The following is a 23,641-nucleotide window of genomic DNA, read 5'->3' as shown; positions in this document are numbered from 1 at the left end:
GGGGTCAGTTCACCGCTGGTTCTTCGGTGGCGGCGTCTTCGGCCCCGGCGCCGATACCCGCCAGATCGCGGGCCATCGAAAACACCTGTCCTGCCGCCGTGGTGAAGCGCGGCAGGAAGCCGGCGGCGGCGACGTCATCAGCGGCGACGAGCGGGATGACCGTATCGCTCATCCCCTCGCGCACGATGGTGAAGGTCGCGATCTCGTCACCCTTGGAGATCGGAGCCTCGACAGGCCCGCTCCATGTCACTTCGCCCTTGATGCCTTCATGCGCGGTCACCGGGATCAGAAGTTCGACGTCTTCGGGCGCGGCCAGTGCGACGGTCTGGGCCTCGCCGAGCCACACGGGGATTTCCGCGATCACCTGACCGCTTTCCACCGCCGTGCGCATCACGAACTGACGGAAGGCGAAGTTGATGATCGCCGCGGATTCCGACCGGCGCGCGGCTTCGCTGTCGAGACCGGAGACCACCAGCACCACCCGCCGGTTGCCCTGCATGGCCGAACCGACGAGGCCATACCCGGCCTCCTGCGTATGCCCGGTCTTGAGCCCATCGGCCCCGAGGCCGAGGTCGAACAACGGATTGCGGTTAAACCGGTTGTCCGGTGCGCGCCCGTCATAGGGGAATTCTTCGATCCCGAAGTAATGGTAATACTGGGGGAATTCCTCGATCAGGCGTTCGGCCAGAATGGCAAGGTCTTCGGTGCTCATGCGCTGCGCCGGATGCGGCCAGCCGGAGGCGTTTCCGAAGGTCGAATTCTCCATCCCCAACGCGCGCGCCCGCTGGGTCATCATCGAGGCGAAGGCATCTTCGGTCCCGCCCAGCCCTTCGGCGACCACCACACAGGCGTCGTTGCCGGACAGAACGATGATCCCCTTGATAAGCTCTTCGACCGTGGGGCGATCCTGCGTCGTCAGGAACATGGTCGATCCGCCCATGTCCATCGCGCGCTGGCTGACGTTGAACTGGGTGTCGAGCGACACGCGACCGTCCTCGAGCGCTTCGAACAGCATGTTCAGCGTCATCAGCTTCGACATCGACGCGGGCGGCAACGGCACTTGGGCGTTTTTCTCCAAAAGCACCGTGTTCGTCGTCAGATCGACCACATAGGCCGAGCGCGCGCTGGTCTCGAATGCGAATGCGGGAAGGGCGATGACGCCCGCCAAAAGCGTGGTGAGCAGGCGGGCCGTGACGTGGCAGCGTCGCATCTCTTTGTCCTCGGCTGGCCCGGCGATCCGGGCGATGGTCAGTTGGTGACGTAGTAGGCGTCGGTGAAGCCCAGATCCTTGATCTTCTTCAGAAGCTGGGCGCGTTCGGCGCTGGTGCCGGCCGGACCGACGATGACTCGCCAGAAATCCTTGCCGCTCATCTTACCCGGCTTGATCGTCGGCACCATCCCCGCGCGGCGCAGGCTCTCGGAGGTGTTATTGGCGTTCTGCTCGACCGAGAAGATGCCGATCTGGATATAGGGTTTCGACAGATTCGAGGCAGGCGCGGTGCGTTGCGGGGCCGTGGTTGCGGCCGCGACGGTGGACGAGGTGGTCGTGGGCTGCGCGACGGGCTTGCCCTCGGCCTCGTCCAGCGCGCGGGCGGCTGCGGCGAGCGGGTCGAGAGGCTTAGTCTCGACGGTCGGCGCTTCGGCGACCTCGGTCTCGATCGTGTCGGTTTCGCCCGCGTCTTCGGGTTGGTTTTCGGGCACTTCTTCGCGCCGCAGCGCTGTCACGTTCAGGTCGGCGGGTTGTCCCGCGAGCATGCCCAAGGCATCCGCCGCATCGGACGAGACCTGAATCTTCGGCCCCGGTTGCTGACGCTCGGGCCTGTAGAGCACGCCGACCACGAATTTGGAGTTGGCGGTGTTGCGGATGATGACGCGCTCCGGGTCTTTGGCATCTTCATGCGCCACCCAGACGCCGCCCAGGCTCGGGCGACCGTCCCACAGGCCCTTGTCGGCGACCTGAAAGACCTCGGGGGCTTCGACATCGCGCTCGACCGTCCGGGTCGACCGGCTGGTGGTCGTCGTTTCACCGTCGGGTTTGGATTGCAGGAAGCCGGGGAGGTCGGCCCCGTCTTCACATCCTGCCAGCACGAGCGCGGCGCACAGTCCGATGACCAGCCGCCCTGTCGTCCGCATATGCATCACGTGTCTTGCCCCTTGTTGCGGGGTCATGCTTTCAGACCGCCGCGCTGCCCGCCTCGCGCCTATGGTGCGCGTTTTGCGGGAGTGTAACCTTTCGACGGGGCCAAGAAAAGCCCGACGGACACGATGCGCGAGTTCCGGCGCGTCAGAGCGTTCGATCCAGAAATTCGTCGGTCGCGTCCATGATCGCGTCCCACTCGGGACGGCCGGGCAGGGGAACGTGATTGCGCCCTTCGAAGATCCGAAGCTCGGCCCCCGGAATGCCCGAGGCGATCTGCCGGGCCTGTTCGCAGGGCTGGACCGCATCGTCTTGCATGTGAAGCACGAGCGTCGGGGCCTGCACCTGTGAGAGCAACTCACGCACATCGAAGCCGTCGATCGCCATCCGAAGCGCCGCCGCCATGTCGGGGTTCGCCGAGGCGAGCTGCATCTCGGTCATGCTGGCGATCTTCTCCTGATCCGCATCCGGCATGTAGAGGGTCGCGAAGGCCGTCGCGAAGGCCGAGCCGTGCTGCCCCCAGCCCTCGCGCAAAAGTGTCAGAACGGCATCGGCACGCGCCCGCTCCGCCTCGTTCGCGCCGACACGCCGCCCGGTGCAGAAGCCGCCGTATAGCACGAGCCGCGAGACGCGGTCGGGACAGGCCGCGGCAAACGCGATGGCGACGGGAACGCCCTGCGAGGCCGCGAAGATCGGGGCGCGATCCGCCCCCGCCGCATCCGCCACGGCGGTAAGGTCCGCGACCATCGCGTCGAGCGTGAGAGTGGGTGGACGCTGGTCCGACAGGCCGGTGCCCCGCTGGTCGTAGCGAACCAGCCGCCGCCCGGTCGCCAGCCGATCCAGCATCGGGCGCCAGACCGGACTGCCCCAGTCCCGTTCGAGATGCGTCAGGAAATGCCCCGCGCGCAGGAGGACCGGACCCGCGCCGCTGGTTGCGAAAGCGATCCGCGTTCCGTCCTGCGATGTCGCGATGCGGATCGCCTGCCGTTCGCCGGGTTGGGTTTCCCGCGCCTTGAGTTGCGCGTTTTCGACCTGCGCGACGAACCGGAACCCACGCCTCGGCACCGTCTGAAGCACCATCTGGCGCGCGCCGTCATCACCGACCGCACGGCGCACCGCGTTGATCCGGGATGAAATCGCCGCATCCGACACGATCCTGCCGTTCCAAATCTCGTCGATGAGCCGGTCACGACCGATCAGGAGGCCGGGGTTCGAGGCGAACAGAACCAGCAGGTCGAACACTTGAGGCTCGAGCGCGATCACCGACCCGTCGCGACGGAATTCGTGTGCGTCGGTGTCGATCTCGCAAGTGCCGAAACAGAGGGCCATGACACACCAAACCACCAGACAAGGTGCTCGGGCAACGCTCTTGGCGTGTCTCAAGCGGATCTCAAGGGTTTCTCAAGGTCATCTTCAAGCGCCGGTCGCGGCCCCTTGCGATCCTCGTGTCGGACATCACGAAAGGAAACGCCATGCACATCGCCCCCCAACAGATCGTCCGCCACTCCGCAGACGGTTCCATCGACACCGCGCATTACCTTCGCCGCGGGGCGGAGGCCCGATCCGCCGTCGCATGGGCCACGATCGACGCCCTGCGCCAGCTCCTCGCCCGTGGCTTTGCGCCGGTCAGGAAGCGCGTGCAAACGAAACGCACAACCGCGCTCCCGGCAGAATGACACGGCACACCTTCCAGAATCGCCCCGCCCGGTCTATCCGATGCCCCTGTCGGAGGAGTGGCAGAGTGGTCGAATGCACCGGTCTTGAAAACCGGCGTGCGTGAAAGCGTACCGTGGGTTCGAATCCCACCTCCTCCGCCATTAAGTCCTATCTCTGTCAGCGCAATCTTTCTTTCCCTGTTTTCTGCCGTTTTCCCGGGCACTTGGGCTATGCCATCTGACAGAGAGGCGGTCGAAATGCCGTGAGCTGGCGCGATTTCTGCGTTGTGCCTCTGTAGGCACCTTCACGGGCTTCGGTTGACCAAGACGTGTTCGAACTCACCACCCGGCGCCGACTACCAGCCCAGCCCGGTCAAAGGTCAGTCAACGTCCCCAGTGCGCGTTCGGCGGCGAAGGCGATGGTTTCCGACAGGGTGGGGTGGGCATGGATGGTCAGGCCGATGTCATCCAGACGTGCGCCCATTTCGATGGCCAGCGTGACCTCGGCGAGGAGTTCCCCCGCGTTACGGCCCACGATGCTGGCCCCGAGCAGGCGGTTGGTGGCCGGATCGTAGACCAGTTTGGTCAGCCCGTCCCGGCCGCCCGACGCGAGGTTGCGCCCGCTGGCCGCCCAAGGAAAGGATGTGGCCTTGACATTGCGCCCCTCGGCCTTCGCCTGCGCCTCGGTCAGGCCGACCCAGGCGAGTTCCGGGCTGGTATAGGCGACCGATGGGATGAGCGTGGTCTCGAGCGCGGCACGGTGGCCGGCGATGACCTCGGCGGCGATGTGGCCCTGATGCGTGGCGCGGTGGGCCAGCATCGGGTTGCCCGTGACATCGCCGATGGCGAAGATGCTGGGCACATCCGTGGCACCTGTGGCATCGGCTTCGATCACGCCACGATCCGAAACACTCAGCCCGGCCGCCTCGGCCCCGACCTTGTCGCCATTGGCGCGGCGGCCGACGGACTGGATCACAGCCTTGGCCTTGATCTGGCCCTCGAATGCGCCGGTGCAGGTCAGGGTGACGGTGGCCTTGGTCGTGGTGACCTCGGTCACCTGCGTGCCGGTATGTATGGTGATGCCCTCGGCCTCCTGTGCGTCACGCAGGATGGCAACGGCCTGCGGGTCGGCCCCGGGTGCGATCTGGTCCGCGAGTTCGACGACGGTGACCTCTGCGCCAAGCGCGCAATAGACCGTGGCCATTTCCAGCCCGATGATGCCGCCGCCGACGATGGCGAGGGTCTTTGGCACGTCCCTTAGCTCCAGCGCCGAGGTGCTGTCCCAGATGCGGTCGTCCTCGGGCCAGCCGGGCAGTTGCACGGGGGCCGAGCCGACGGCGATCACCGCTTTGTCGAAGCGGATTTGGGTGCCCTCGATCTCGGCGCTGTTGGGTCCGGTCAGAGTGGCCTTGCCTTGCAGGGTCGTGACCTTGCGGCGGCCCGCCAGCCCGGTAAGCCCGCCGGTTAGGTGCCCCACGATCTCGTCCTTCTTCGCTCGTAGGGCATCGAGGTCGAGCTTCGGCTTGCCGAAGGTGATGCCCCAATCGGCCATGTGTTGCGCTTCGCGGATGATTTCGGCGGCATGCAGAAGGGCCTTGGACGGAATGCAGCCTTCGTTCAGGCAGACCCCGCCCAGCCGGTCGCGCGCATCGACGAGCGTGACGGAAAGCCCCAGATCGGCCGCGCGGAAGGCACAGGCATAGCCGCCCGGACCTGCGCCGATGACGAGAAGATCGGTGGTGTCAGTCATGGCACCCCTCAGACCAGCATGTTGCGGGGATCTGCGATCAGGCCCGCGTAGTGGGTCATGAACCGGGCCGCATCGGCACCGTTGATGACGCGGTGGTCGTAGGACAGGTCCAGCGGCACCATCGGGACCGGGCGCGGCGTGTCGCCATCCCAATGGGTCACCGTCTCGGTCCGTGTGATGCCGAGGATCGCCACCTCGGGCGGGTTGACGATGGGGGTGAATGCCGTGCCGCCGATGCCGCCCAGATTGGTGATGGTCATCGACGCGCCGCCCATTTCGTCCTGCCGGACCTTGCGGGCCTGGGCGCGACCGGCAAGATCGGCGATCTCGGCTCCGATCTGCCAAAGTCCCTTGCGGTCCGCGTCCCGGATCACCGGAACCATCAGGCCATGCGGTGTGTCCACGGCGATCCCGATATGAACGTAGTCCTTCAGCACGAGGTCTTCCCCATCCGGCGTCAGCGAGGCGTTGAAACGCGGGAAGGCCCGCAACGCACGGGACAGGGCGGCCACGTGGAAGGCCAGCGCGGTCAGTTTGACCCCGCGCGCCTGCGCCTCGGCCTTCCAGCTTTTTCGCAGCGCCTCGATGGCCGAGACATCGGCGCGCTCGTGATGGGTCACCGCCGGTATGAGCGCCTGCGCCGCCGCGAGGTTTTTCGAGGCCACCTGCGCGAAGCGGCTCATGGGTTCCTTGGTGACCGGCCCATACTGGCTGTGATCGACATCCCAATACGAGGTATCCCCAGCACTCGCCGCAGGACGAGCACTCCCGGAGATATCCTCGGCACTGATGGTCGTTCGGCCGAGCTTTCGGGCGAGGGCGTCGATGTCGACTCCCTGTTCGCGGGCGAGACGGCGGGTGGAGGGGCTGGCAATCGTGTCAGACATATTCGCCCCCTACCAGTCGGCGGAGATGTATTGGGTTTCCATGAACTCGAGCATCCCTTCGTGGCCGCCTTCACGCCCCAGCCCGGATTGCTTGGTCCCGCCAAAGGGCGCAGCCGGGTCGCTGACCAGACCCCGGTTCAGGCCGACCATGCCGTAATCCAGCCGTTCGCAGACCTGTAAGGCCCGTTTGAAGTTTTCGGAGAAGACATAGGCGACAAGGCCATATTCGGTGTCGTTCGCCCGGCGGATCACGTCCGCTTGGTCGGTGAAGGTCTGGATCGCGGCGACGGGGCCGAAAATCTCGTCATGAACGCAATCGGCGTCTTCCGAGACATTCGACAGAACCGTGGGCGGGTAGAAGTAGCCCTTACCCTGTGGGATGTCGCCGCCGCATTCCACCTTGGCCCCCTTGGCGACGGCATCGGCCACGAACGCGGCCACCTTGTCGCGGGTATCGGCGTTGACCAATGGTCCCACGTCCACCGACGGATCGGTGCCGTCCCCCACCTTGAGTGCGCTCATGCGCTCGGCAAGGCGCTTGGTGAACGCCTCTGCAATGTCCGCGTGCACGTAGATGCGGTTGGCGGCGGTGCAGGCTTCGCCCAAGTTGCGCATCTTCGCGAGCATCGTGCCTTCGATGGCGGTGTCCATGTCGGCGTCATCGAATATCACTACGGGCGCGTTGCCACCCAGTTCCATCGCCGGTTTTAGCACCTGATCGGCGGCACCTTTCAGCAGCTTTCGACCAACTCCGGTGGAGCCGGTGAAACTGACCACGCGCACGCGGGGGTCATGCAGCATGTGATCGACCAGCGCGCCCGTCCGGCGCGACGGCAGCACGTTGACCAGCCCCGGCGGCACGCCGGCCTCTTCGAGGATCGGCATCAGCGCGAGCATGGTCAGCGGCGTTTCCGAGGCGGGTTTGATGATGACGCCACAGCCCGCGGCCAACGCCGGGGCGATCTTGCGGGTGCCCATCGCAGCCGGGTAGTTCCACGGCGTGACCAGCACGGCGAGGCCCGCGGGCTTGTGCTGCACGACGATGCGGGCACCGCTGGACGGAGCGTGGGTAATCAACCCGTCCGCGCGCACCGCTTCCTCGGCAAACCAGCGGAAAAATTCGGCGGCATAGGTCGCCTCACCCTTGGCGTCCGTCCCGGCCTTGCCGTTTTCCAGCGTGATAAGATGCGCGAAATGGTCGAGTTTCGCGGTCATCAGTTCCCACGCCTTGCGCAGCACGTCGGAGCGTTCGCGCGGCGTGCGCGCGGCCCAGTCGGCCATCGCCTTTTCGGCGGCGTCCAGCGCGGCATCGGCATCGGCGATATCGGCCGAGGCCACCGAGGCCAGCACCTCTTCGGTCGCGGGGTTTATCACGTCGAAGCGGTCGTCGGTCTTGCGCCATTCGCCGTTGATGTAGAGATCGGTGTAGTCCATTTCGGTCTCCGGTCAGATCAGAGCAGGTGGCGGAGCGGCTGCTCCACCCGGCCTGCGAAGTCGGAAAGTAGCTGGATCGCCGCGCGCGCATCCATGTCGGCGGCCTTGCATTCCAGCGTGAGGGTCAGCCCCGCACCCTGCGTGGTGAGCGTGAGAACAGGCGTATCCTCGCCACCCAGATCTATCCCCGTCAGCGATGTGCCACGCAGGTCGCGGATGGTCAGCGCCGGGGCGTCTTCGGTTTCGCTCACGCCGGACAGGGCCCGGCTGGCGGGCAGGGCATAGGTGGTCGACTGGCCGAACCGTTCGACAGCCACCGGGGCGGCGGCGGGCAGAGAGGCTGCGGCGAGCCCGGCGATCACCGCGTCGGGATCGATCGGGCCATGCGCCGCGGCGATCCAGTCGGTGAAGGCTGGAAGGCCATCGTGCGCGATCTCGGCCACGAGCCGGCGCGATGCGGTCGGTGCAGCGGATGCAGGGGCCGCATCGGGCATGGCACGCAGCGTGTCGAGGTCGGCCACATGGTAGGGCTGCGGATGGCCCGCCTTGGCCAGACGTTCAAGGTCCAGCCCCTGTTCCATCGCGAGGCGGCGCGCCTTGGGCGAGGCAAGGATGCGGTCGCCTGTGGCGGCGGCGGGTTTCGGCGCAGGGCGTTTTTCTGTCGTTTCAGGCGGCGTCGCCTCGGCGGCGGGCGTCTGCTCCGCCTTGAGCGGAGGCGTCGCCTTGGCGCTGCGGGCCACGGCGTTGTCGGGCTTTTCGGCGCTGATGATGGCGACGGCGGTGCCCACGGGCACCTCTTCACCGGCCTCGGCCAGTGTCGCCGCAAGGTAGCCGTCGCGCCCGGCCTCGACCTCCATCGTGCTTTTGTCGGTTTCCACCTCGAACAACACATCATCGGCGGACACCGCGTCGCCCGGTGACTTGTGCCAACTCACGAGCAGGCCGGAATCCTGCGCCATGCCAAGCTGCGGCATGGTGACGGCGTGACCTTCGGGCAGGTCATCTGCGGCCTGCTCCGGTCCAGTTTCGGCCGACGCCTGCGACGGGGCGGGGGTGTCGTCCTCGGCACTCTCCGAGATGCGGGCGATGACGGCGCCCACCGGCACATCCTCGCCTTCGCCCGCCGTCACACCCGTAAGGAACCCGTCCGCCTGTGCCTCGACTTCCATCGTGGCCTTGTCGGTTTCGACCTCGAACAGCGCGTCGCCCTTCGACACGGCCTCGCCGGGCGACTTCAGCCAAGACACGATCTTGCCCGCGTCCTGTGCCATGCCCAGTTGTGGCATCGTCACGTCATGCGGCATGGATAAGCTCCCCGGCGCAAAGCTTGCGCGCGTTTTCCACCACACGCTCCGGCGTCGGCACGGTGATGTCCTCGAGCGCGGGGCTGAAGGGCACCGGCACGTCCATCGCGCCCATGCGCAACACTGGCGCGTCGAGATGGTAGAACGCCTTTTCGTTCAGACGCGACGCGATCTCGGCCGTCACGCCGTAGCTCTGGTGGCCCTCGTCGATCACGATCGCCCGGCTGGTCTTCTTCACGCTGTCGAGCAGCGTTTTCTCGTCCAGCGGCACGATGGTGCGCGGGTCGATGACCTCGGCTTCGATCCCTTCCTTCGCGAGCATCTCGGCGGCCTTTTCGGCCACCTGCACCATCGAGGATGTGGCGATCAGGGTGATGTCCTTGCCTTCGCGTTTCACGTTCGCTTCGCCGAAGGGGATCAGGTATTCCTCCTCCGGCACCGGGGCCTTGTCCTGATACATCAGCTTGTCTTCGAAGATGACGACCGGGTTGTTGTCGCGGATCGCGGTCTTCATCAGCCCCTTGGCCTCGTAGGCCGATGAGGGCAGGGCGACCTTCAGCCCCGGAATATGCGCGACCAGCGCCTGAAGCGACTGACTGTGCTGCGCCGCCGAGCGGCGGGTCGCGCCGAGGTTGGTGCGCAGGACCATCGGCACAGACAGCTTGCCGCCGGACATGTAGTGCTGCTTGGCCGCCTGATTGCAAAGCTGATCCATCACGAGGTAAAGGAAATCGCCGAACATCAGGTCCACGACCGGCCGCGCGCCGGTCATCGCGGCACCCACGGCGAGGCCCACGAAACCGGGTTCCGAGATCGGCGTGTCGATGACGCGGTCGGTGCCGAATTCCTCGACAAGCCCGGACAGCACCTTGAACGGCGTGCCGGCCTCCGCCACGTCCTCACCCAGAATGAAGACGGTCTCGTCGCGCCGCATTTCCTCGGCCAGGGCTTCGTTCACGGCCTGGGACAGGGTGATTTCTCGCATGGTCATTCTCCTCAGTCCGCGTAGACGTGCATGTCGACCTCGGACGCGTCCGGGTAGGGCGCGGCCTCGGCATAGGCTACGGCGTCGGTGGCATCTTTCTCGATCTCGGCGTTCATCGCCTCGATCTCTTCCTCGCTCGCGATACCCTGATCGACGAGGTAGGCGCGGAACCGGATGATCGGATCGCGGTTCTCGCGCCAGTCCTTCTCTTCGTCCTTGGAGCGGTAGTATTCGCGATTGATGTCGCCGACGTGGTGGCCGTGGTAGCGGTAGGTTTCCAGCTCCACGAAGAACGGACCCTCACCCTTGCGGCAGCGCGCGACGAGCTTTTGGGTCAGCTCGTTCACCGCGAGCACATCCTGCCCGTCGACCTTGTGCGCCTCGATCCCGAAAGCCTCGGCCCGTGCCGTGATGGAGCCTGCCGCGATCTCGTCCGTCCGGGTATATTCGGAATAGCCGTTGTTCTCGCAGGCGTAGATGACGGGAAGCTTCCAGAGCGCGGCCATGTTCATGACCTCGTACATCAACCCCTGTGCGGTCGCGCCGTCCCCGAAGAAACAGACGGTGACGTCGTCCGACCCCTGAAGTTTCGCCCGCAGGGCCGAGCCGGTGGCGATCCCCATCGATCCGCCGACGATGGCGTTTGCGCCGAGGTTCCCGTGGCTCTGGTCGGCGATGTGCATCGATCCGCCCTTGCCGCGGCAATAGCCCTCTTCCTTGCCGAGAAGTTCGCAGAACATTTCCTTGAATTCCGCACCCTTGGCGACACAGTGGCCGTGACCCCGGTGGGTCGAAGTGATGCGGTCGTCGTCCGTCAGCGCCTCGCAGATACCGACCGCCACGGCCTCTTCCCCCGAATACATATGGGTGAGGCCGGGCATCTTGGCGGAGAGGTAAAGCTGGTTCGCATTGTCCTCGAAGGTACGTATGCGCACCATCTGGCGATACATGCGCAGGTAGTCCTCGGTATTGGTCTTGGATTTCGCCATGGTGTCCTCCCGAAGGTGGGGTTCACCCACCCTACGATTTGGCCGTAGGGTGGGTGCGAACCCACCGATCAATAACGGTTCGCGATGGGCAGTTCTTCGGCGGGGAAGAGGCTGATGACTTCGACCCCGGTCTCGGTCACCACGACTTCCTCTTCGATCCGTGCGGCAGAGTATCCGTCGGCGGCGGGGCAATAGGTCTCCAGCGCGAACACCATGCCGGTCTGGATCTCCATCGGGTGCTCAAGGCTGACCGCGCGGCTGATGATCGGCCGTTCGTGCAACGCGAGGCCAAGGCCGTGGCCGAATTGCAACCCGAAGGCGGCGTCTTCGTTCGGGAACCCGAATTCCTCGGCCTTGGGCCAGAGCTTCGCCACCTGATCGGTCGTCACCCCCGGCTTGATCGCCTGAATCGAGGCGTCGATCCATTCGCGCGCCTTGACGTAGGCATCGACCTGCGCGGGCGTCGAGCGTCCGATGTTGAACGTCCGGTAATAGCAGGTGCGATAGCCCTGATAGCTTTGCAGAATGTCGAAAAACGCCTGGTCGCCGGGGCGGAACAGCCGGTCGGTGAAGTTGTGCGGATGCGGATTGCAGCGTTCGCCGGAGATTGCGTTGATCGCCTCGACGTCGTCCGACCCCATCTCGTAGAGCATCTTGTTGGACAGCGCGACGATGTCGTTCTCGCGCACCCCCGGTTTCAGCTCTTCGTAGATCATGTGGTAGACGCCATCGACCATGCTGGCCGCCTGCGTCAGAAGTTGGATTTCGTCCCAGTTCTTGATCTCGCGCGCCGCGAGCATGATCTGCTGGCCGTCGACGACATGCAGCCCCTCTTCCTGTAACGCGTGGAACATGGCGGTTTCGGCGTAATCGACGCCCACCGGCATGTCCGCCATACCGGCTTCCTTGATGAGGCGCGCGATCTCTTTCGCGTATTTGCGCATGAGCCCGAACTCGGGCGGGATCGTCCCGCGCATCCCGACGACACCGGCAAGGCAGTGGTCAGGCTCCAGCCAGTCGGAATAGCGCTTGTGGTGCATCGCGGCCGAGCCGAAGTCCCAGACATAGGGGCTGTCGTCCCCGGTCAGGAGGCAGAAACGGCACATCTTGTCGCGTTCCCACTCGCCGATCTTGGTGGCCGAGACGTAGCGGATGTTGTTCACGTCGAAGAGCAGGAGCGTCCCCGCATTCGAGGCCTGAAGCGCCTGACGGGTCCGGGCGAGCCGGTAGCGGCGCAGGCGGTCGTGGTCGATCCTGCGTTCGAAATCCACCGACATGTGGCCGGACGCGGGGAGGCGGTCGCGCCACTCCCAGTTCGGTTCGAGGTCTTGTGGGGTGAGCATGTTTGGCAGCAAGGCGCGTGACATTGGGGTCTCCTCCGGGGTCGCGCTGCGACCCTCATTTGTCTTTTTGAATTTGAAATCAGTGCGTTACTGGATGCACCAGCCGCCATCGATGTGGATCATCTGGCCGGTCATGTAGTCGCTGTCGTTACTGGCGAGGAACGAGGCGGTTCCGGTGATGTCCTCCGGGTAAGACACGCGCTTGATCTGAAGCGCGTCGCGCACGATGTCCTCGTAGGCCTGCCCCTCGCGTTTCTTGAACCCGATATCGACGAGGTCTTTGTCGAGCTGTTCCCACAGCGGCGTGACCACGACACCGGGGGCGTAGCCGTTGACGGTGATGTTGTGCTCGGCAAGCCCGATGGCACCGCAATGCGTGAGTGCGAGGCAGCCGTATTTCGATGTGCAATAGACGGTCACGTCGACCAGCGGCTTGCGGGACGCGATGCTGCCCACGTTGATGAGCTTGTAGGGATGATCCTCCATCGGACCCTGCGCGATCATCTGGCGCGCGGTTTCCTGCATCCCCAGCCACATCGCCTTGGTGTTCACGTTCATGATCATGTCCCAGTTGTCTTCATCGATATCCATGAAGAACCGGGGCTTGTTCAGGCCCGCGTTGAACAGACCCACGTTGATCGACCCGAAGGCGTCGACCACGGCTGCGACGGCGGCTGCGTTGTCTTCGCGCTTGGTCACGTCCATTTTGACCGAGATCGCCTTGCCGCCTCCGGCTGCGTTGATCCTGTCCGCGACGACCTTGGCCTCGTCGCCGTCCAGATCGCCGATGCAGACGTTCGCGCCCTGGGCCGCGAAGGCCTCGGCATTGGCCGCGCCCATGCCGCGGGCGGCGCCGGTGATAAGGATGTTTTTTCCCTTCAGGCGATGTGGGTCCATGGTGTCCTCCCTAGGTGACCGGTGTTCGTAAAATGGCCTCGGCCTTGGCCTGCGCGCTGGCGAGCGCGTCCGCCGGGCTGACCAGCCCGCGCAGCATGTCGTGCAGCTCGTTGCCGCAGACGGTGATGATGTCGGAGATCTGGGGCACGGGCGGGCGCGGCCAGAACTGAAGCTCGTCGCGCCAGGACATCTGGTCGACGAGTTCGAAGATCGGTGACAGCCGCCGCACCTCCGGGTCCGCGCCGACCGAGTACCGGGGCGCGGTGCGGCTGCCTTCCTGTGCGTAGAGCTTCTGCGCGGCGGGCGAGGTGAAGGCGATCAGCGCCTCCACCGCGTCCGGGATGCGCTCCTCGGCGAGATTGGCGGGGATGCAGAGCGCATAGCCGCCCACGGGCGCGATGGGCGCGCCTTCGGGGCCGTGCGGATGCGGCAGGTAGCCGGTGTTGCCATGCGCCGCGCAGGATTTGTCGAGTTCGAAATAGGGCGCGAGCAGGGTGTAGCCATAGGCCATCGCGACCGATCCGGCGGCATAGGGGCGCACGCGCTCATACCACGACATCGACAGGATATCGGGCGGCGAGAACTGCATGAGCTCCATCAGATATTCCGCGGCTTCACGGGCGCGCGGCGAATCGAGCATCGGCCGGAAATCTTCGCGTTCGAGGTGATCGGCGTCGTAGCCGCCCGCGATCTCGGGCAGGTCGATGATCGGCTGACCGAAAGCGGCGCAGGTCATCATGAAGGTATGGCCGAGCGCCGTGCCGCGGGCCGCGTTCCATGCCACGCCATAGCGCCCCCGACGGGGATTGTTGAAATGCCGCGCCGCTTCGATGACACGTTCGATGGTATGCGGTGGCTCCAGCCCGGCCTCGGCGAACCAGTCCTTGCGATAGAACATGAGCTCGGGCGTCGTCTGGCTCGGCACGCCATAGGGCACTTCGTCCCAATGGGTCGCGCGCCAGCCGGCGGTGTGGAAATCGCTGGGCTCCAGCCGCGCCACGTCCATCACGTCGGGCAGGGGGCGGATCACACCCTTTTTCACGAACTCGCCGAGCCACGGCAGATCGACCGCGATAAGGTCATAGCGGCTTCGGCTTCGGGTGGCATTGCGCAACGCCTCCTCGCGCAGCCTGTCGATGGAAAACGCGCGTTGGTGGATGTCGGTGCCGACGATCTGCTCGAACTGGCGCTTCAGGTTCTCCATGACCATGAAGGTCGGGTCACCGTGGACGAGAATCCGCAGGCCGCCCGCGAGCTTGAGCGACTGAGGCAGGGCGCGGGGCGGCGCGATCATCGTCTGCCCCGGCTGGTAGGAGCCGCCGAAATAGTAGTCTCGGGCGCCATCGGTTCGCCGCGCGCCGCCATAGGCGTCTTGCGCGATTCGGTCGATCCGGTCCGCGACCTGGCTGAAGACCTCGAACAGGTGTGCGCTGGGGTGAAGCGAAACGCTCTTGCCCGATTTGGTGCGCGGGCGCTGTTCGATGAAACCCGCGTCCATCAGCTCGCTCAGCTTCCGGGTGCCGGTGGCATAGGGCACGCCCGAGGCCGAGACCATCGCTGAGGGCGACACGACGCGGCCCTCGAAATGGCTATGGAGGAGGTGCAAGAGCATGTTGAGATGCGGATTCGCCGTGCTCGGCTCGATCCCGTTGTCGATCTCGGTCGAAATGCCCTGAAGCAGCGTGACGACCCGCAAAACATCCGGACTGTCGACCATCGCCGCAACGGCTTTGGCGCTGACCGGGCCATTCTGTCCAGAATGAACAAGTTTCACGGGGTCGTGATGCATTGGGTCCGTCTTTTGCGTGTTGCGGGTCGGTCGACGTTTGTGTGTCATGTCCGTCCTTCCGAAGTTGTCCAAAATGGGAGGGTTCGCGTATCGCCATTTTATCCAAAATGGATACCATGCTTTTCAGATTGAACAAAAAGGGGGCGTCCAACCCGCGACAAAATCGCGCTCGATGGAAAACAGGTTGCAAGGGGCGTCATGTCCCGGGCTGGGAGGACAGCCGCAATCGTGACAACATAAGTTTGGGAGGACCAATCACATGAAGATCTCGACCAAGTTTGCGCTCGTTTGTTCGACCGCGATGCTGGGCACCGCCGCCTTTGGCGAGGCGCACTCGAGCTACACTATCGGCATCACGCAGAACAACGTGGGCGTGGACAGCTACCAGACCACATACGAACAGGCCTTCATCGCGGCGGCCGAGGAAAACGACGCCGTCGAGGTCGTCGTGCTCGACGCCGGTGGCGACGTGGCGCGGCAGATCGCGCAGATGGAAGATCTCATCCAGCAGGAAGTGGACGCGATCATCATCTGGCCGACGAACGGCGAGGCGGTGATCCCGGCGGTGCGCAAGGCGAGCCAGGCGGACATTCCAGTGATCGTCACCAACTCCAACATCGCCGAGCAAGGCTTCGACTTCGTCGCCTCGTTCTCGGGCCCGGACAACATCACGCAAGGCGCCCGTTCGGCGGAAATCATGTGCGACCGGTTCAAGGCGCAGGGCATCGAAGGTGAAGCACAGATCGTGCAGATCTCGGGCCAGCCCGGTTACACCACGGCCATCGAACGCGCCAAGGGCTTCGAGGATCGCCTTCCGGAAGTCTGCCCGGACGTGACGCTGGTGGAAACGCAGCCGGGCGACTGGAACCGCGAAAAGTCGCAACAGGTCATGGAAGCCTTTCTCGTCAAATACGACGACATCGACGGCGTCTATGCCGGTGACGACAACATGGGTGTCGGCGCACTGAACGCCGCCAAGGCCGCCGGACGCGCGGGCGACATCACCTTCGTCGGCGCCACGAACTTCGCGGTCGGCTACGAAGCGATGGCCGCGGGCGAATACTGGGGCTCGATCTACCAGTCGCCGGTGGACGACGCGGAAGCCGCGCTTCAGACCGCGATCGACGTGCTCGACGGTAAGGACGTGCCGTTCCTGAACTACTTCGACACGCCGAAGATCACGCAGGACAACATGGACGAGTTCACCAAGCCCGTCTTCTGATCTCCTCCCCGGATGCGCGGGGTGCCCCGGCGCCTCGCGCATCCAGTTTTGTTTTTTCCACGTAGTGAATTCGAAAGGGGCGCACATGGCACGTGTCGCTGGACGGTCCTGTATCGTGACGGGCGCAGCCCAGGGAATCGGGAGAGCCATCGGGGAGGCGCTTCTGGACGAAGGGGCCAATGTTTGTTTCGCCGATATCAATGGGGACAAGGTCGGGGCCGTGGCCGAGGCGAACGCCGAACGGGCCGCGCAGACCGGGGCCCGGGTGACCCACGCCGCGGTCGACGTGACGGACCGGGAACAGGTCCGGGCCATGATCGATCACACGGTGTCGCTGTTCGGACGCCTCGACGTGAAGTTCAACAACGCGGGCGTCAACAAGCCGATGAACTTTCTTGACGTGACCGAGGACAACTGGAATTTCGTCATGGGCGTCAACGGGTTGGGTTGCATGATCGGAATGCAGGAGGCCGCGCGCCAGATGATCGCACAGGGACGGGACGACGACGGCATGGCCGGCAAGATCATCAACACCGCCTCCGTCGCCAGCAGGCAGGGCTTCGACAATGTGGCGCCCTACTGTGCAAGCAAATGGGCGGTGGTGTCGCTGACCCAGTCGGGTGCCCGCGACCTTGCCAAGCACGGGATCACGGTGACCGGCTTCGCGCCGGGCGTCGTCGCCACCGAGATGTGGGAGCAGGTCGATCAGGATCTGATGAGCATCGGCGCGGCGGAGCGGCCCGGTCAGGCGATGGAGGAATTTTCCGCCGAAATACTCAAGGGGCGTGTCGCGACGCCCGCGGACGTGACCGGGACGACCTCGTTCCTCGCAGCCCGCGACAGCGACTACATGACAGGACAGATCGTAATGATCGACGGTGGCATGACACTGGTGTGACGTGCCGGCCATAGGGAGGACAACATGGCTGAATTGACGAGGAAGGGATTGCAGGGGTTCCTGGCGCGGCAAGGCATTCTTGTCGCCTTCGCGGTCTTCATGATCGCCTTCGCGGTCGCCAATCCGCGTTTCATCGACATCGACAACGTCTTCGGGGTGATCCGTTCGTCGGCCATTCTGGGCGTCATGGCGCTGGGCGTCACCTTCGTGGTGATCGGCGGAAACCTAGACCTGTCCGTGGGGTCGATGATGTCGTTCTCGACCATCGTGGTGCTCGACCTGCATGACAAGATCGGGCCGACGCTCGCGATTCCGTCGATGTTCGCGATGACGCTGGCGCTCGGCGCTTTCATCGGCATTCTCGTGGGCTACCTCAAGCTCAACTCCCTGATCGTCACCTTGGGTATGCTGTCCGCGATCCACGGCCTTACGCTGACCTATTCCGGCGGCAAGAACATGGACATCGCCGACAAGTCGGGGACGTGGTTCAGCGTGTTCGGACAGGGGAGTGTGGCGGGGTTGCCGATGCCGATCCTGATCTTCGCGGGGCTGGCGATCGTGCTCAGTATCATCCTGTCGCGCACGCCGTTCGGGCGAAAGGTCTACGCGGTGGGCGGCAACGGGGTCGCCGCCACGTTCTCGGGCATCCCGCGCGCGCGGGTCGTGTTCATGACCTATCTAATGTCGTCCTTCTGCGTGGCGACGGCCGGGTTGATTCAGGCGAGCCGGTCGCTGGGAAGCCAGAACACCGTGGGGCAGGGCATGGAGCTTGAGGTTCTCGCCGCCGTGATCCTCGGCGGGGCCTCGCTCCTCGGCGGGTCCGGCACGATCTTCAAGACGGTGATCGGCGTGCTCATCCTCGGCTTCATCCAGAACGGTCTGTTGCTGTTGGGCCTCGCCTTCTACGCGCAATATATCGTGACCTGGATCATCATCATCCTCGCGGTCTGGCTCGATATCGCAGCCAAGCGCGGCGGGTTGTGGTCGCGGATCGCGTGAGGAGGGGACGATGAAAAACGAAACCCGAGCGAACCTTATCAAGCAAGGCGCGATCTGGGCCTTCATCCTGGTCGAGCTGGCCTTCTTCTCCATCGCGGGAGAGTTCCTGTCGGTGACCGAGACGGCCTTCATGGATTTCGACAACATGCTCCTGCTGCTCAAGCAGTCGGCGCCGATCGGGATCATCGCACTCGGCATGACGATCATCATGATCAACGGCAACATCGACCTGAGCGTCGGCGCGACCTTCGCGCTCGCGGCCATCGTGTTGCTCGACAGCATGACATGGCCGTTCATGCAGACGCTGGGCAACTGGGCCATCCCGCTCGCCTGGCTCTTCGCCCTCGCCACCGGGGTCGTCCTTGGTGCGATCAGCGGGCTGATCGTGTGGAAGACCGGGGTGGACGCCTTCATCGTTACGCTCGGTTCGATGCTGGGCTACCGTGGCCTCGTCTTCATGTACAACGGCGAGCAGCCGACCAGCCATCTCAACTGGACGCTCGTGGATTTCGCCGAGGCGCAGTTCTTGGGCCTGCACACCGCGACATGGTTCCTGCTCGGTGCGGCGATCCTGCTGTGGCTCCTGATGACGCGGACGGTGCATGGCCGTAACGCCTATGCCATCGGCAATAACCGGGATGCAGCCGTCAACGCGGGTATCCGCGTGGGCCCGCATTTCCTGTGGAATTTCATGCTGATCGGCTTCCTCGCCGCGCTTTCCGCCGTCGTCTTCTACTCCGAAAGCGGCTCGGTGAACCCGAACGACGGGATGCTCTACGAACTCTGGGCGATCACCGCCGTCGTGCTGGGCGGCACCAAGCTGTCGGGCGGCTACGGCTCGATCATCTCGACCCTCGGCGGCGTCATAGCGATCCAGCTTCTGCGCAAGGGTCTGGGCCACATCGGGGCGGATACCGAAACGGTGAACCTCGTCATCGGTCTGATCCTGATCGCGGTGCTGTTTCTGGATCGCCAGCTCAATCGCAAGGGCAAAGAGGAGCTTAGAACATGACCGACCAGACGCCGGCCCTGCGCCTCGAGGGTATCGTCAAAACCTTTCCCGGCGTGCGCGCGCTTGACGGTGTGTCCTTGACGGTCATGCCCGGAGAGGTCCACGCATTGATGGGCGAGAACGGCGCGGGCAAATCCACGCTGATGAAGGTGCTGGGCGGAATCCTCGCGCCGAACGAGGGCCAGATCTTCATCGAAGAGCAGCCCACGGTCATGTCCTCGCCGATGAACGCCAAGGCCAAGGGCGTGGTCTTCATCCATCAGGAACTCAGCCTCGCCGATGAACTGACGGTGGCCGAGAACATTTTCCTTGGCGAACTCCCGAAGAAAAGCTTCGGGCGTGTGGACTGGCAGCGGCTTTATGACGAGACGGACGCGATCCTGAAAACCTTGAACGTGGGGTTCGCGGCCCGCACCCGTGTTGGCGACCTCTCCATCGCGAACCAGCAGATGGTCGAGATCGCGCGCGCCCTGACCGTCGAGCCCCGTGCCGTGATTTTCGACGAACCGACCGCGTCGCTCACCGATGCCGAAAAGGTCGTGCTGTTCGAGGTGATCGCCGACCTTCAATCGCGCGGCGTGGGGGTGATCTACATCTCTCACCGGATGGAGGAGATCTTCAAGATCACCGACCGGATCAGCGTCCTGCGCGACGGCCAGTATCGCGGCACGCTCAACACCGCCGAGACGAATGAAGAAGAGGTGACGCAGTTGATGATCGGGCGCACGCTCGACTTGTCGCGCAACGAAAGCACGCACGAACTGGGCGAGGTGGCGCTGGAAGTGCGCGGGCTGAGTTGCGGGGGCCTGTTCGAGGACGTGAGCTTTTCGGTCCGCCGGGGCGAGGTCGTCGGGTTCTACGGCCTCGTCGGCGCCGGACGCACGGAAATCGCCGAGACGCTTTTCGGACTGCGTGAACCGTCCGCCGGGACGATCCACCTCGCCGGGGAAGAGGTCAGCATTCATTCGCCTGCGGACGCGATCAAGCGGGGCATCTCGTTGGTGCCGGAGGATCGGAAGGGCCAGGGGCTGATCCTCGGGATGAACTGTCGCGACAACATGACCTTGCCGCAGGTCTCGGACCTGACCGCGGGCCCCTTCGTCAGCGACGGGGCCGAGGTCGCGATCTTCGATCAATACCGCGACAAGCTCGACATCCGCACCCCGGGCTGGCGGCAGCTCGTCGGCAACCTGTCCGGCGGAAACCAGCAGAAGATCGTGATCGGAAAATGGCTCTCCATGCGGCCCGAAGTGCTGATCGTGGACGAGCCGACACGCGGCATCGACGTGGGCTCCAAATCCGAGATTCACAACCTGATCCGAGAACTGGCCGCACAGGGCTACGCGGTCATCGTCATCAGCTCGGAAATGCCCGAGGTGCTGCACGTCTCCGACCGGATCGTCGCGATGTTCTCAGGCCGCGTGATGCGCGAATTCACCGCCGAGGAAGTGACCGAGGACAGCCTGATTCAGGCAATTTCGGGGCTGACGGGGAAAACGGCTTAGGGACGGTGGGCGGGTAGCGGTGGGTAGGGTGGCGACGCCGGGAATGTGCCGCCGTCCTGTGCAGGGTTTCGTCCTTGTGGTGAATACCCGAAACGCAGGCTGAGTCTGACGCCTCGCTGTGCTGGATTGCATAACAGTAAGGTGGCAATGGGTGATGAGTCCGGTTCTGGATATGGCGTCGCTAAAACTGGAAAGAAACTCACAATCTGTGGGAACCTTCCATTAGAACAAGCCAGCAGTTACGGATGCCTTATTGATCAGCGAAGGCGAATGCCTTGCCACGCGCCCGCGCCTCGCCCCCCAGCGGTGGCGGTGAATTCCCTAAGCTACTTGCGTGGCTTGGCGCTCCGCGTGCTCCACTTCGCCGGACCCTGCCCATGCCGCTCTACCGACAGTTCCTTCCGTCCAACCCAGCCTACCGCACCACATAAGAAGCGACGTCGCTCGGCAACCGCACCGATCAGCGGATCACTTTGGCGACAACTGCTGCTGCTCGATGGGCGGCGGCTCCATCGCTCCGGTCATGATCGCCACGGCGTCGGACATCGAGTAGTTCTCGGGGTCGATCACCGCGTGCCGTTTGCCGAGCCGGTGGATGTGGATACGGTCCGCCACCTCGAACACATGCGGCATGTTGTGGCTGATGAGCACGATGGGAATCCCGCGCGAGCGTACGTCCTTGATCAGTTCCAGCACCCGGCGGCTTTCCTTGACCCCCAGCGCGGCGGTGGGTTCGTCCATGATGATGAACTTCTTTGCAAACGCCGCCGCGCGGGCCACGGCGACGCCCTGACGCTGGCCGCCCGAAAGCGTTTCGACCGCCTGATTGATCGACTGCACCGTCATAAGACCCAATTCGGTCAGCTTCTCACGGGCGATGCGCTGCATCTCCGGCTTGTCGAGCATCTTGAACCAGCTGCCCATGATGCCTGGTTTGCGGATCTCGCGCCCGACGAACATGTTGTCCGCGATGGACAGGGCGGGCGACAGGGCGAGGTTCTGGTAGACGATCTCGATCCCCTTGTCGCGCGCCTCGATGGGCGACGAGAAGTGGACCTTTTCGCCGTCGATGACGATCTCGCCGTCATCGGGTTGCACAGCCCCGCAGATCGCCTTGACGATGGACGACTTGCCCGCGCCGTTGTCCCCGATGACCGCCAGAATCTCGCCCGGGTACAGGTCGAAATCGGAGTGGTCGATGGCGGTCACGCGCCCGTAGCGTTTGACGATGCCGCGTCCCTTGACGATGGGTTCGATGGTTTGCGTGGTATCGGACATCAGCTCGAAACCTTTCTGATCCATTGGTCGATGGCGACCGCGATGATGATGAGCCAGCCGATGGCGAAGACCTGCCAGAGCACGTCCACCTGTGCGAGGCGCAGGCCCGATTGGAACACGCCGACGATCAGCGCGCCGAACAGCGCCCCGAGGATCGAGCCCCGGCCACCGAAGAGCGAGATGCCCCCGATCACCACGGCGGTGATGGATTGCAGGTTGCCCTCGTAAAACGATGTGGGCGAGATCGATCCGACCCGACCGATGGAAGCCCAGGCCCCGATGGCGGCGACAAGTCCGGCCAGCGCGTAAACCGAAATCAGGGTGCGGTCGGTGCGGATGCCGGCAAGTTCCGCCGCCTCTTTGTCGTCACCGATGGCATAGACATGGCGGCCCCAGGCGGTCTTGTTCAAGAGATACCAGAGCACCGCGAAGACGATCACCATCAGGATCGACCCGAAGGTGATGCGGGCCGATCCGACCGAAATAGCCTGACCGAAAATTTTGAGAAGCGGCGCGGTGTTGTCGATATCCTCGCCCCGGATCGACTGGGCGCCGGACAGCCAGAGCATCAGCGCGTAGAAGATGTTCCACGTCCCCAGCGTCGTGATGAACGGCGGTAGCTTGATCTTGGTGACGAGAAACCCGTTCAGCAACCCGGCGCCGATCCCGCCGCCGAAACCGATCAGCAGCGCGAGAGGCGCAGGCACGCCAAGCTCGACCGCCAACTTGCCGGAGATGACCGACATCAGAACCATGATCGCGGCCACGGACAGGTCGATCCCCGCCGTCAGGATGACAAGGCTTTGCGCGGCGGCGAGGATGCCGATGATCGACACCTGCTGAAGGATCAGCGACAGGTTGAAGGGCGAAAAGAACCGCTCGCCCGCGATCAGGCCGAAGATGATGACGCTGGCGACCAGCACGATGACGGGGACCATCGTGGGGTTGCCGTGCAGGAAATGCTGCGCCTTGGCGACGAAGCCCTTTTGCTCGTACACGAAGGACGCGACGTTCGCGTCGCTGCTGTCCAACGTGTTTTCGAAATCCTGTCGGTTCCGGGTGCTCTTCTGAACATCGGCCATGCGTATCCTCCCTGCGGTCCCGAATGGTAACACGGGGACCGGTGAAACAGGTGGTAATTTCGGGAATGTAGGTCGGGGGGCGATCCAGCCGCCCCCCGTGTCAGTGGGTTAGCCCCAGCAGAGTTCCAGCGCCTCTTCGGACGTGATCGACTCGATGCCGTCCACCGGCTGGTCGGTCACGAGCTGGACGCCCGTGTTGAAGAAATCCAGCCCTTCGCTGTTCTCGGGCTTGGAGCCGTCGGCGGCGAAGGCGGCGATCGCTTCGATACCCTTGGACGCCATGAGCAGCGGGAACTGCATCGAAGTCGCGCCGATCACGCCAGCGGCCACGTCGCGCACGCCGGGGCAGCCGCCGTCGACCGAAACGATCAGGGCCTGATCTTCGAGACCTGCGGATTTGAGCGCCTCATAGGCACCGGCAGCGGCCGGTTCGTTGATCGTGTAGACCACGTTCACGCTGGGATCGATCTGCATC

General features: G+C 64.4%; 20 protein-coding genes, 1 tRNA gene and 1 pseudogene. 7 read left to right on the top strand and 15 right to left on the bottom strand.

Annotated elements, in window-relative coordinates:
- Positions 1 to 4: 4 nt before the first annotated feature.
- The 3 genes from RB2654_RS07605 to RB2654_RS07595 all read right to left on the bottom strand — a co-directional run bounded on the left by RB2654_RS07605 (position 5) and on the right by RB2654_RS07595 (position 3,466).
- Positions 5 to 1,210 carry a D-alanyl-D-alanine carboxypeptidase family protein gene (locus RB2654_RS07605; RefSeq protein WP_008330149.1) on the bottom strand — a complete coding sequence of 402 codons (1,206 nt, stop codon included), beginning with the start codon at positions 1,208 to 1,210 and terminating at the stop codon, positions 5 to 7.
- A gap of 38 nt (positions 1,211 to 1,248) precedes the next feature.
- Positions 1,249 to 2,139, bottom strand: coding sequence for an SPOR domain-containing protein (locus RB2654_RS07600; RefSeq protein ID WP_008330148.1), 891 nt, complete (start codon positions 2,137 to 2,139; stop codon positions 1,249 to 1,251).
- Between the two features lie 145 nt (positions 2,140 to 2,284).
- Positions 2,285 to 3,466: an alpha/beta hydrolase gene (locus RB2654_RS07595; RefSeq protein WP_008330147.1), complete on the bottom strand. Its 1,182-nt coding sequence runs from the start codon at positions 3,464 to 3,466 to the stop codon at positions 2,285 to 2,287.
- A 143-nt stretch (positions 3,467 to 3,609) separates the two neighbouring features.
- Here RB2654_RS07595 and RB2654_RS07590 point away from each other — a divergent pair, with 143 nt between their 5' ends.
- Together RB2654_RS07590 and RB2654_RS07585 are read left to right on the top strand one after the other, a co-directional pair.
- A complete protein-coding gene (locus RB2654_RS07590) occupies positions 3,610 to 3,813 on the top strand; it encodes a hypothetical protein (protein WP_040884565.1) in 204 nt (67 codons plus the stop codon).
- 51 nt (positions 3,814 to 3,864) lie between these two features.
- Positions 3,865 to 3,954, top strand: a tRNA-Ser gene (locus RB2654_RS07585).
- 211 nt (positions 3,955 to 4,165) lie between these two features.
- On the opposite strand, the gene lpdA is transcribed toward RB2654_RS07585, so the two are convergent.
- From lpdA to RB2654_RS07540, 9 genes are all read right to left on the bottom strand, one after another.
- Positions 4,166 to 5,542: a dihydrolipoyl dehydrogenase gene (gene lpdA / locus RB2654_RS07580; protein WP_008330145.1), complete on the bottom strand. Its 1,377-nt coding sequence runs from the start codon at positions 5,540 to 5,542 to the stop codon at positions 4,166 to 4,168.
- An 8-nt stretch (positions 5,543 to 5,550) separates the two neighbouring features.
- On the bottom strand, positions 5,551 to 6,429 hold the full coding sequence (locus RB2654_RS07575; protein ID WP_083783353.1) for a 2-oxo acid dehydrogenase subunit E2: 879 nt from the start codon (positions 6,427 to 6,429) through the stop codon (positions 5,551 to 5,553).
- Positions 6,430 to 6,438: 9 nt separating this feature from the next.
- Positions 6,439 to 7,863, bottom strand: a complete 1,425-nt coding sequence (locus RB2654_RS07570; protein WP_008330138.1) for an NAD-dependent succinate-semialdehyde dehydrogenase — start codon at positions 7,861 to 7,863, stop codon at positions 6,439 to 6,441.
- Between the two features lie 17 nt (positions 7,864 to 7,880).
- Positions 7,881 to 9,167, bottom strand: a complete 1,287-nt coding sequence (locus RB2654_RS07565; protein WP_008330137.1) for a biotin/lipoyl-containing protein — start codon at positions 9,165 to 9,167, stop codon at positions 7,881 to 7,883.
- Positions 9,157 to 10,152, bottom strand: coding sequence for an alpha-ketoacid dehydrogenase subunit beta (locus RB2654_RS07560; RefSeq protein WP_040884563.1), 996 nt, complete (start codon positions 10,150 to 10,152; stop codon positions 9,157 to 9,159). The genes RB2654_RS07565 and RB2654_RS07560 overlap by 11 nt, the downstream gene beginning before the upstream one ends.
- An 11-nt stretch (positions 10,153 to 10,163) precedes the next feature.
- Entirely contained in the window at positions 10,164 to 11,141 is a 978-nt protein-coding gene (locus RB2654_RS07555) for a thiamine pyrophosphate-dependent dehydrogenase E1 component subunit alpha (protein WP_040884561.1), read from the bottom strand.
- Positions 11,142 to 11,209: 68 nt separating this feature from the next.
- Positions 11,210 to 12,508, bottom strand: coding sequence for a M24 family metallopeptidase (locus RB2654_RS07550; RefSeq protein WP_008330134.1), 1,299 nt, complete (start codon positions 12,506 to 12,508; stop codon positions 11,210 to 11,212).
- A gap of 63 nt (positions 12,509 to 12,571) precedes the next feature.
- A complete protein-coding gene (locus RB2654_RS07545) occupies positions 12,572 to 13,381 on the bottom strand; it encodes an SDR family NAD(P)-dependent oxidoreductase (protein ID WP_008330133.1) in 810 nt (269 codons plus the stop codon).
- A gap of 10 nt (positions 13,382 to 13,391) precedes the next feature.
- Positions 13,392 to 15,218 (bottom strand): ABC transporter substrate-binding protein, encoded by a 1,827-nt coding sequence (locus tag RB2654_RS07540; RefSeq protein WP_008330132.1) that lies wholly within the window; start codon positions 15,216 to 15,218, stop codon positions 13,392 to 13,394.
- 211 nt (positions 15,219 to 15,429) lie between these two features.
- Between RB2654_RS07540 and RB2654_RS07535 the strand changes: the two genes are divergently transcribed.
- The 5 genes from RB2654_RS07535 (at position 15,430) to RB2654_RS07515 (ending at position 20,806) form a co-directional block, all read left to right on the top strand.
- Positions 15,430 to 16,392 carry a sugar ABC transporter substrate-binding protein gene (locus tag RB2654_RS07535; RefSeq protein ID WP_008330131.1) on the top strand — a complete coding sequence of 321 codons (963 nt, stop codon included), beginning with the start codon at positions 15,430 to 15,432 and terminating at the stop codon, positions 16,390 to 16,392.
- Between the two features lie 85 nt (positions 16,393 to 16,477).
- On the top strand, positions 16,478 to 17,290 hold the full coding sequence (locus RB2654_RS07530; protein ID WP_008330130.1) for an SDR family NAD(P)-dependent oxidoreductase: 813 nt from the start codon (positions 16,478 to 16,480) through the stop codon (positions 17,288 to 17,290).
- A gap of 24 nt (positions 17,291 to 17,314) precedes the next feature.
- A complete protein-coding gene (locus RB2654_RS07525; RefSeq protein WP_040884557.1) occupies positions 17,315 to 18,289 on the top strand; it encodes an ABC transporter permease in 975 nt (324 codons plus the stop codon).
- A gap of 10 nt (positions 18,290 to 18,299) precedes the next feature.
- Positions 18,300 to 19,301, top strand: a complete 1,002-nt coding sequence (locus RB2654_RS07520; RefSeq protein WP_008330128.1) for an ABC transporter permease — start codon at positions 18,300 to 18,302, stop codon at positions 19,299 to 19,301.
- Entirely contained in the window at positions 19,298 to 20,806 is a 1,509-nt protein-coding gene (locus RB2654_RS07515; RefSeq protein ID WP_008330127.1) for a sugar ABC transporter ATP-binding protein, read from the top strand. The genes RB2654_RS07520 and RB2654_RS07515 overlap by 4 nt, the downstream gene beginning before the upstream one ends.
- A gap of 468 nt (positions 20,807 to 21,274) precedes the next feature.
- Here RB2654_RS07515 and RB2654_RS07510 read toward each other — a convergent pair whose 3' ends face one another.
- The 3 genes and pseudogenes from RB2654_RS07510 to RB2654_RS07500 all read right to left on the bottom strand — a co-directional run.
- Positions 21,275 to 22,108, bottom strand: coding sequence for an ATP-binding cassette domain-containing protein (locus RB2654_RS07510; protein WP_008330125.1), 834 nt, complete (start codon positions 22,106 to 22,108; stop codon positions 21,275 to 21,277).
- Positions 22,084 to 23,166, bottom strand: coding sequence for an ABC transporter permease (locus RB2654_RS07505; protein WP_008330123.1), 1,083 nt, complete (start codon positions 23,164 to 23,166; stop codon positions 22,084 to 22,086). Before RB2654_RS07505 ends, RB2654_RS07510 begins: the two co-directional genes overlap by 25 nt.
- 108 nt (positions 23,167 to 23,274) lie before the next feature.
- Positions 23,275 to 23,641, bottom strand: a pseudogene (locus RB2654_RS07500) (sugar ABC transporter substrate-binding protein); the annotation flags it as partial.

The sequence above is a fragment of the Maritimibacter alkaliphilus HTCC2654 genome, assembly GCF_000152805.1.
In the GTDB taxonomy this organism is placed as follows: Bacteria; Pseudomonadota; Alphaproteobacteria; order Rhodobacterales; family Rhodobacteraceae; genus Maritimibacter; species Maritimibacter alkaliphilus.
This window is presented reverse-complemented; position numbering and strand designations above follow the sequence as displayed.

Coding starts and splice junctions, on each gene's coding strand:
- RB2654_RS07510 (WP_008330125.1), bottom strand. CDS start 22,108: ATGGATCAGAAAGGTTTCGAGCTGATGTCCGATACCACGCAAACCATC.
- RB2654_RS07600 (WP_008330148.1), bottom strand. CDS start 2,139: ATGCATATGCGGACGACAGGGCGGCTGGTCATCGGACTGTGCGCCGCG.
- RB2654_RS07560 (WP_040884563.1), bottom strand. CDS start 10,152: ATGCGAGAAATCACCCTGTCCCAGGCCGTGAACGAAGCCCTGGCCGAG.
- RB2654_RS07545 (WP_008330133.1), bottom strand. CDS start 13,381: ATGGACCCACATCGCCTGAAGGGAAAAAACATCCTTATCACCGGCGCC.
- RB2654_RS07530 (WP_008330130.1), top strand. CDS start 16,478: ATGGCACGTGTCGCTGGACGGTCCTGTATCGTGACGGGCGCAGCCCAG.
- RB2654_RS07570 (WP_008330138.1), bottom strand. CDS start 7,863: ATGGACTACACCGATCTCTACATCAACGGCGAATGGCGCAAGACCGAC.
- RB2654_RS07565 (WP_008330137.1), bottom strand. CDS start 9,167: ATGCCGCATGACGTGACGATGCCACAACTGGGCATGGCACAGGACGCG.
- RB2654_RS07515 (WP_008330127.1), top strand. CDS start 19,298: ATGACCGACCAGACGCCGGCCCTGCGCCTCGAGGGTATCGTCAAAACC.
- RB2654_RS07520 (WP_008330128.1), top strand. CDS start 18,300: ATGAAAAACGAAACCCGAGCGAACCTTATCAAGCAAGGCGCGATCTGG.
- RB2654_RS07590 (WP_040884565.1), top strand. CDS start 3,610: ATGCACATCGCCCCCCAACAGATCGTCCGCCACTCCGCAGACGGTTCC.
- RB2654_RS07575 (WP_083783353.1), bottom strand. CDS start 6,429: ATGTCTGACACGATTGCCAGCCCCTCCACCCGCCGTCTCGCCCGCGAA.
- RB2654_RS07540 (WP_008330132.1), bottom strand. CDS start 15,218: ATGACACACAAACGTCGACCGACCCGCAACACGCAAAAGACGGACCCA.
- RB2654_RS07550 (WP_008330134.1), bottom strand. CDS start 12,508: ATGTCACGCGCCTTGCTGCCAAACATGCTCACCCCACAAGACCTCGAA.
- RB2654_RS07525 (WP_040884557.1), top strand. CDS start 17,315: ATGGCTGAATTGACGAGGAAGGGATTGCAGGGGTTCCTGGCGCGGCAA.
- RB2654_RS07595 (WP_008330147.1), bottom strand. CDS start 3,466: ATGGCCCTCTGTTTCGGCACTTGCGAGATCGACACCGACGCACACGAA.
- RB2654_RS07605 (WP_008330149.1), bottom strand. CDS start 1,210: ATGCGACGCTGCCACGTCACGGCCCGCCTGCTCACCACGCTTTTGGCG.
- RB2654_RS07535 (WP_008330131.1), top strand. CDS start 15,430: ATGAAGATCTCGACCAAGTTTGCGCTCGTTTGTTCGACCGCGATGCTG.
- RB2654_RS07555 (WP_040884561.1), bottom strand. CDS start 11,141: ATGGCGAAATCCAAGACCAATACCGAGGACTACCTGCGCATGTATCGC.
- lpdA (WP_008330145.1), bottom strand. CDS start 5,542: ATGACTGACACCACCGATCTTCTCGTCATCGGCGCAGGTCCGGGCGGC.
- RB2654_RS07505 (WP_008330123.1), bottom strand. CDS start 23,166: ATGGCCGATGTTCAGAAGAGCACCCGGAACCGACAGGATTTCGAAAAC.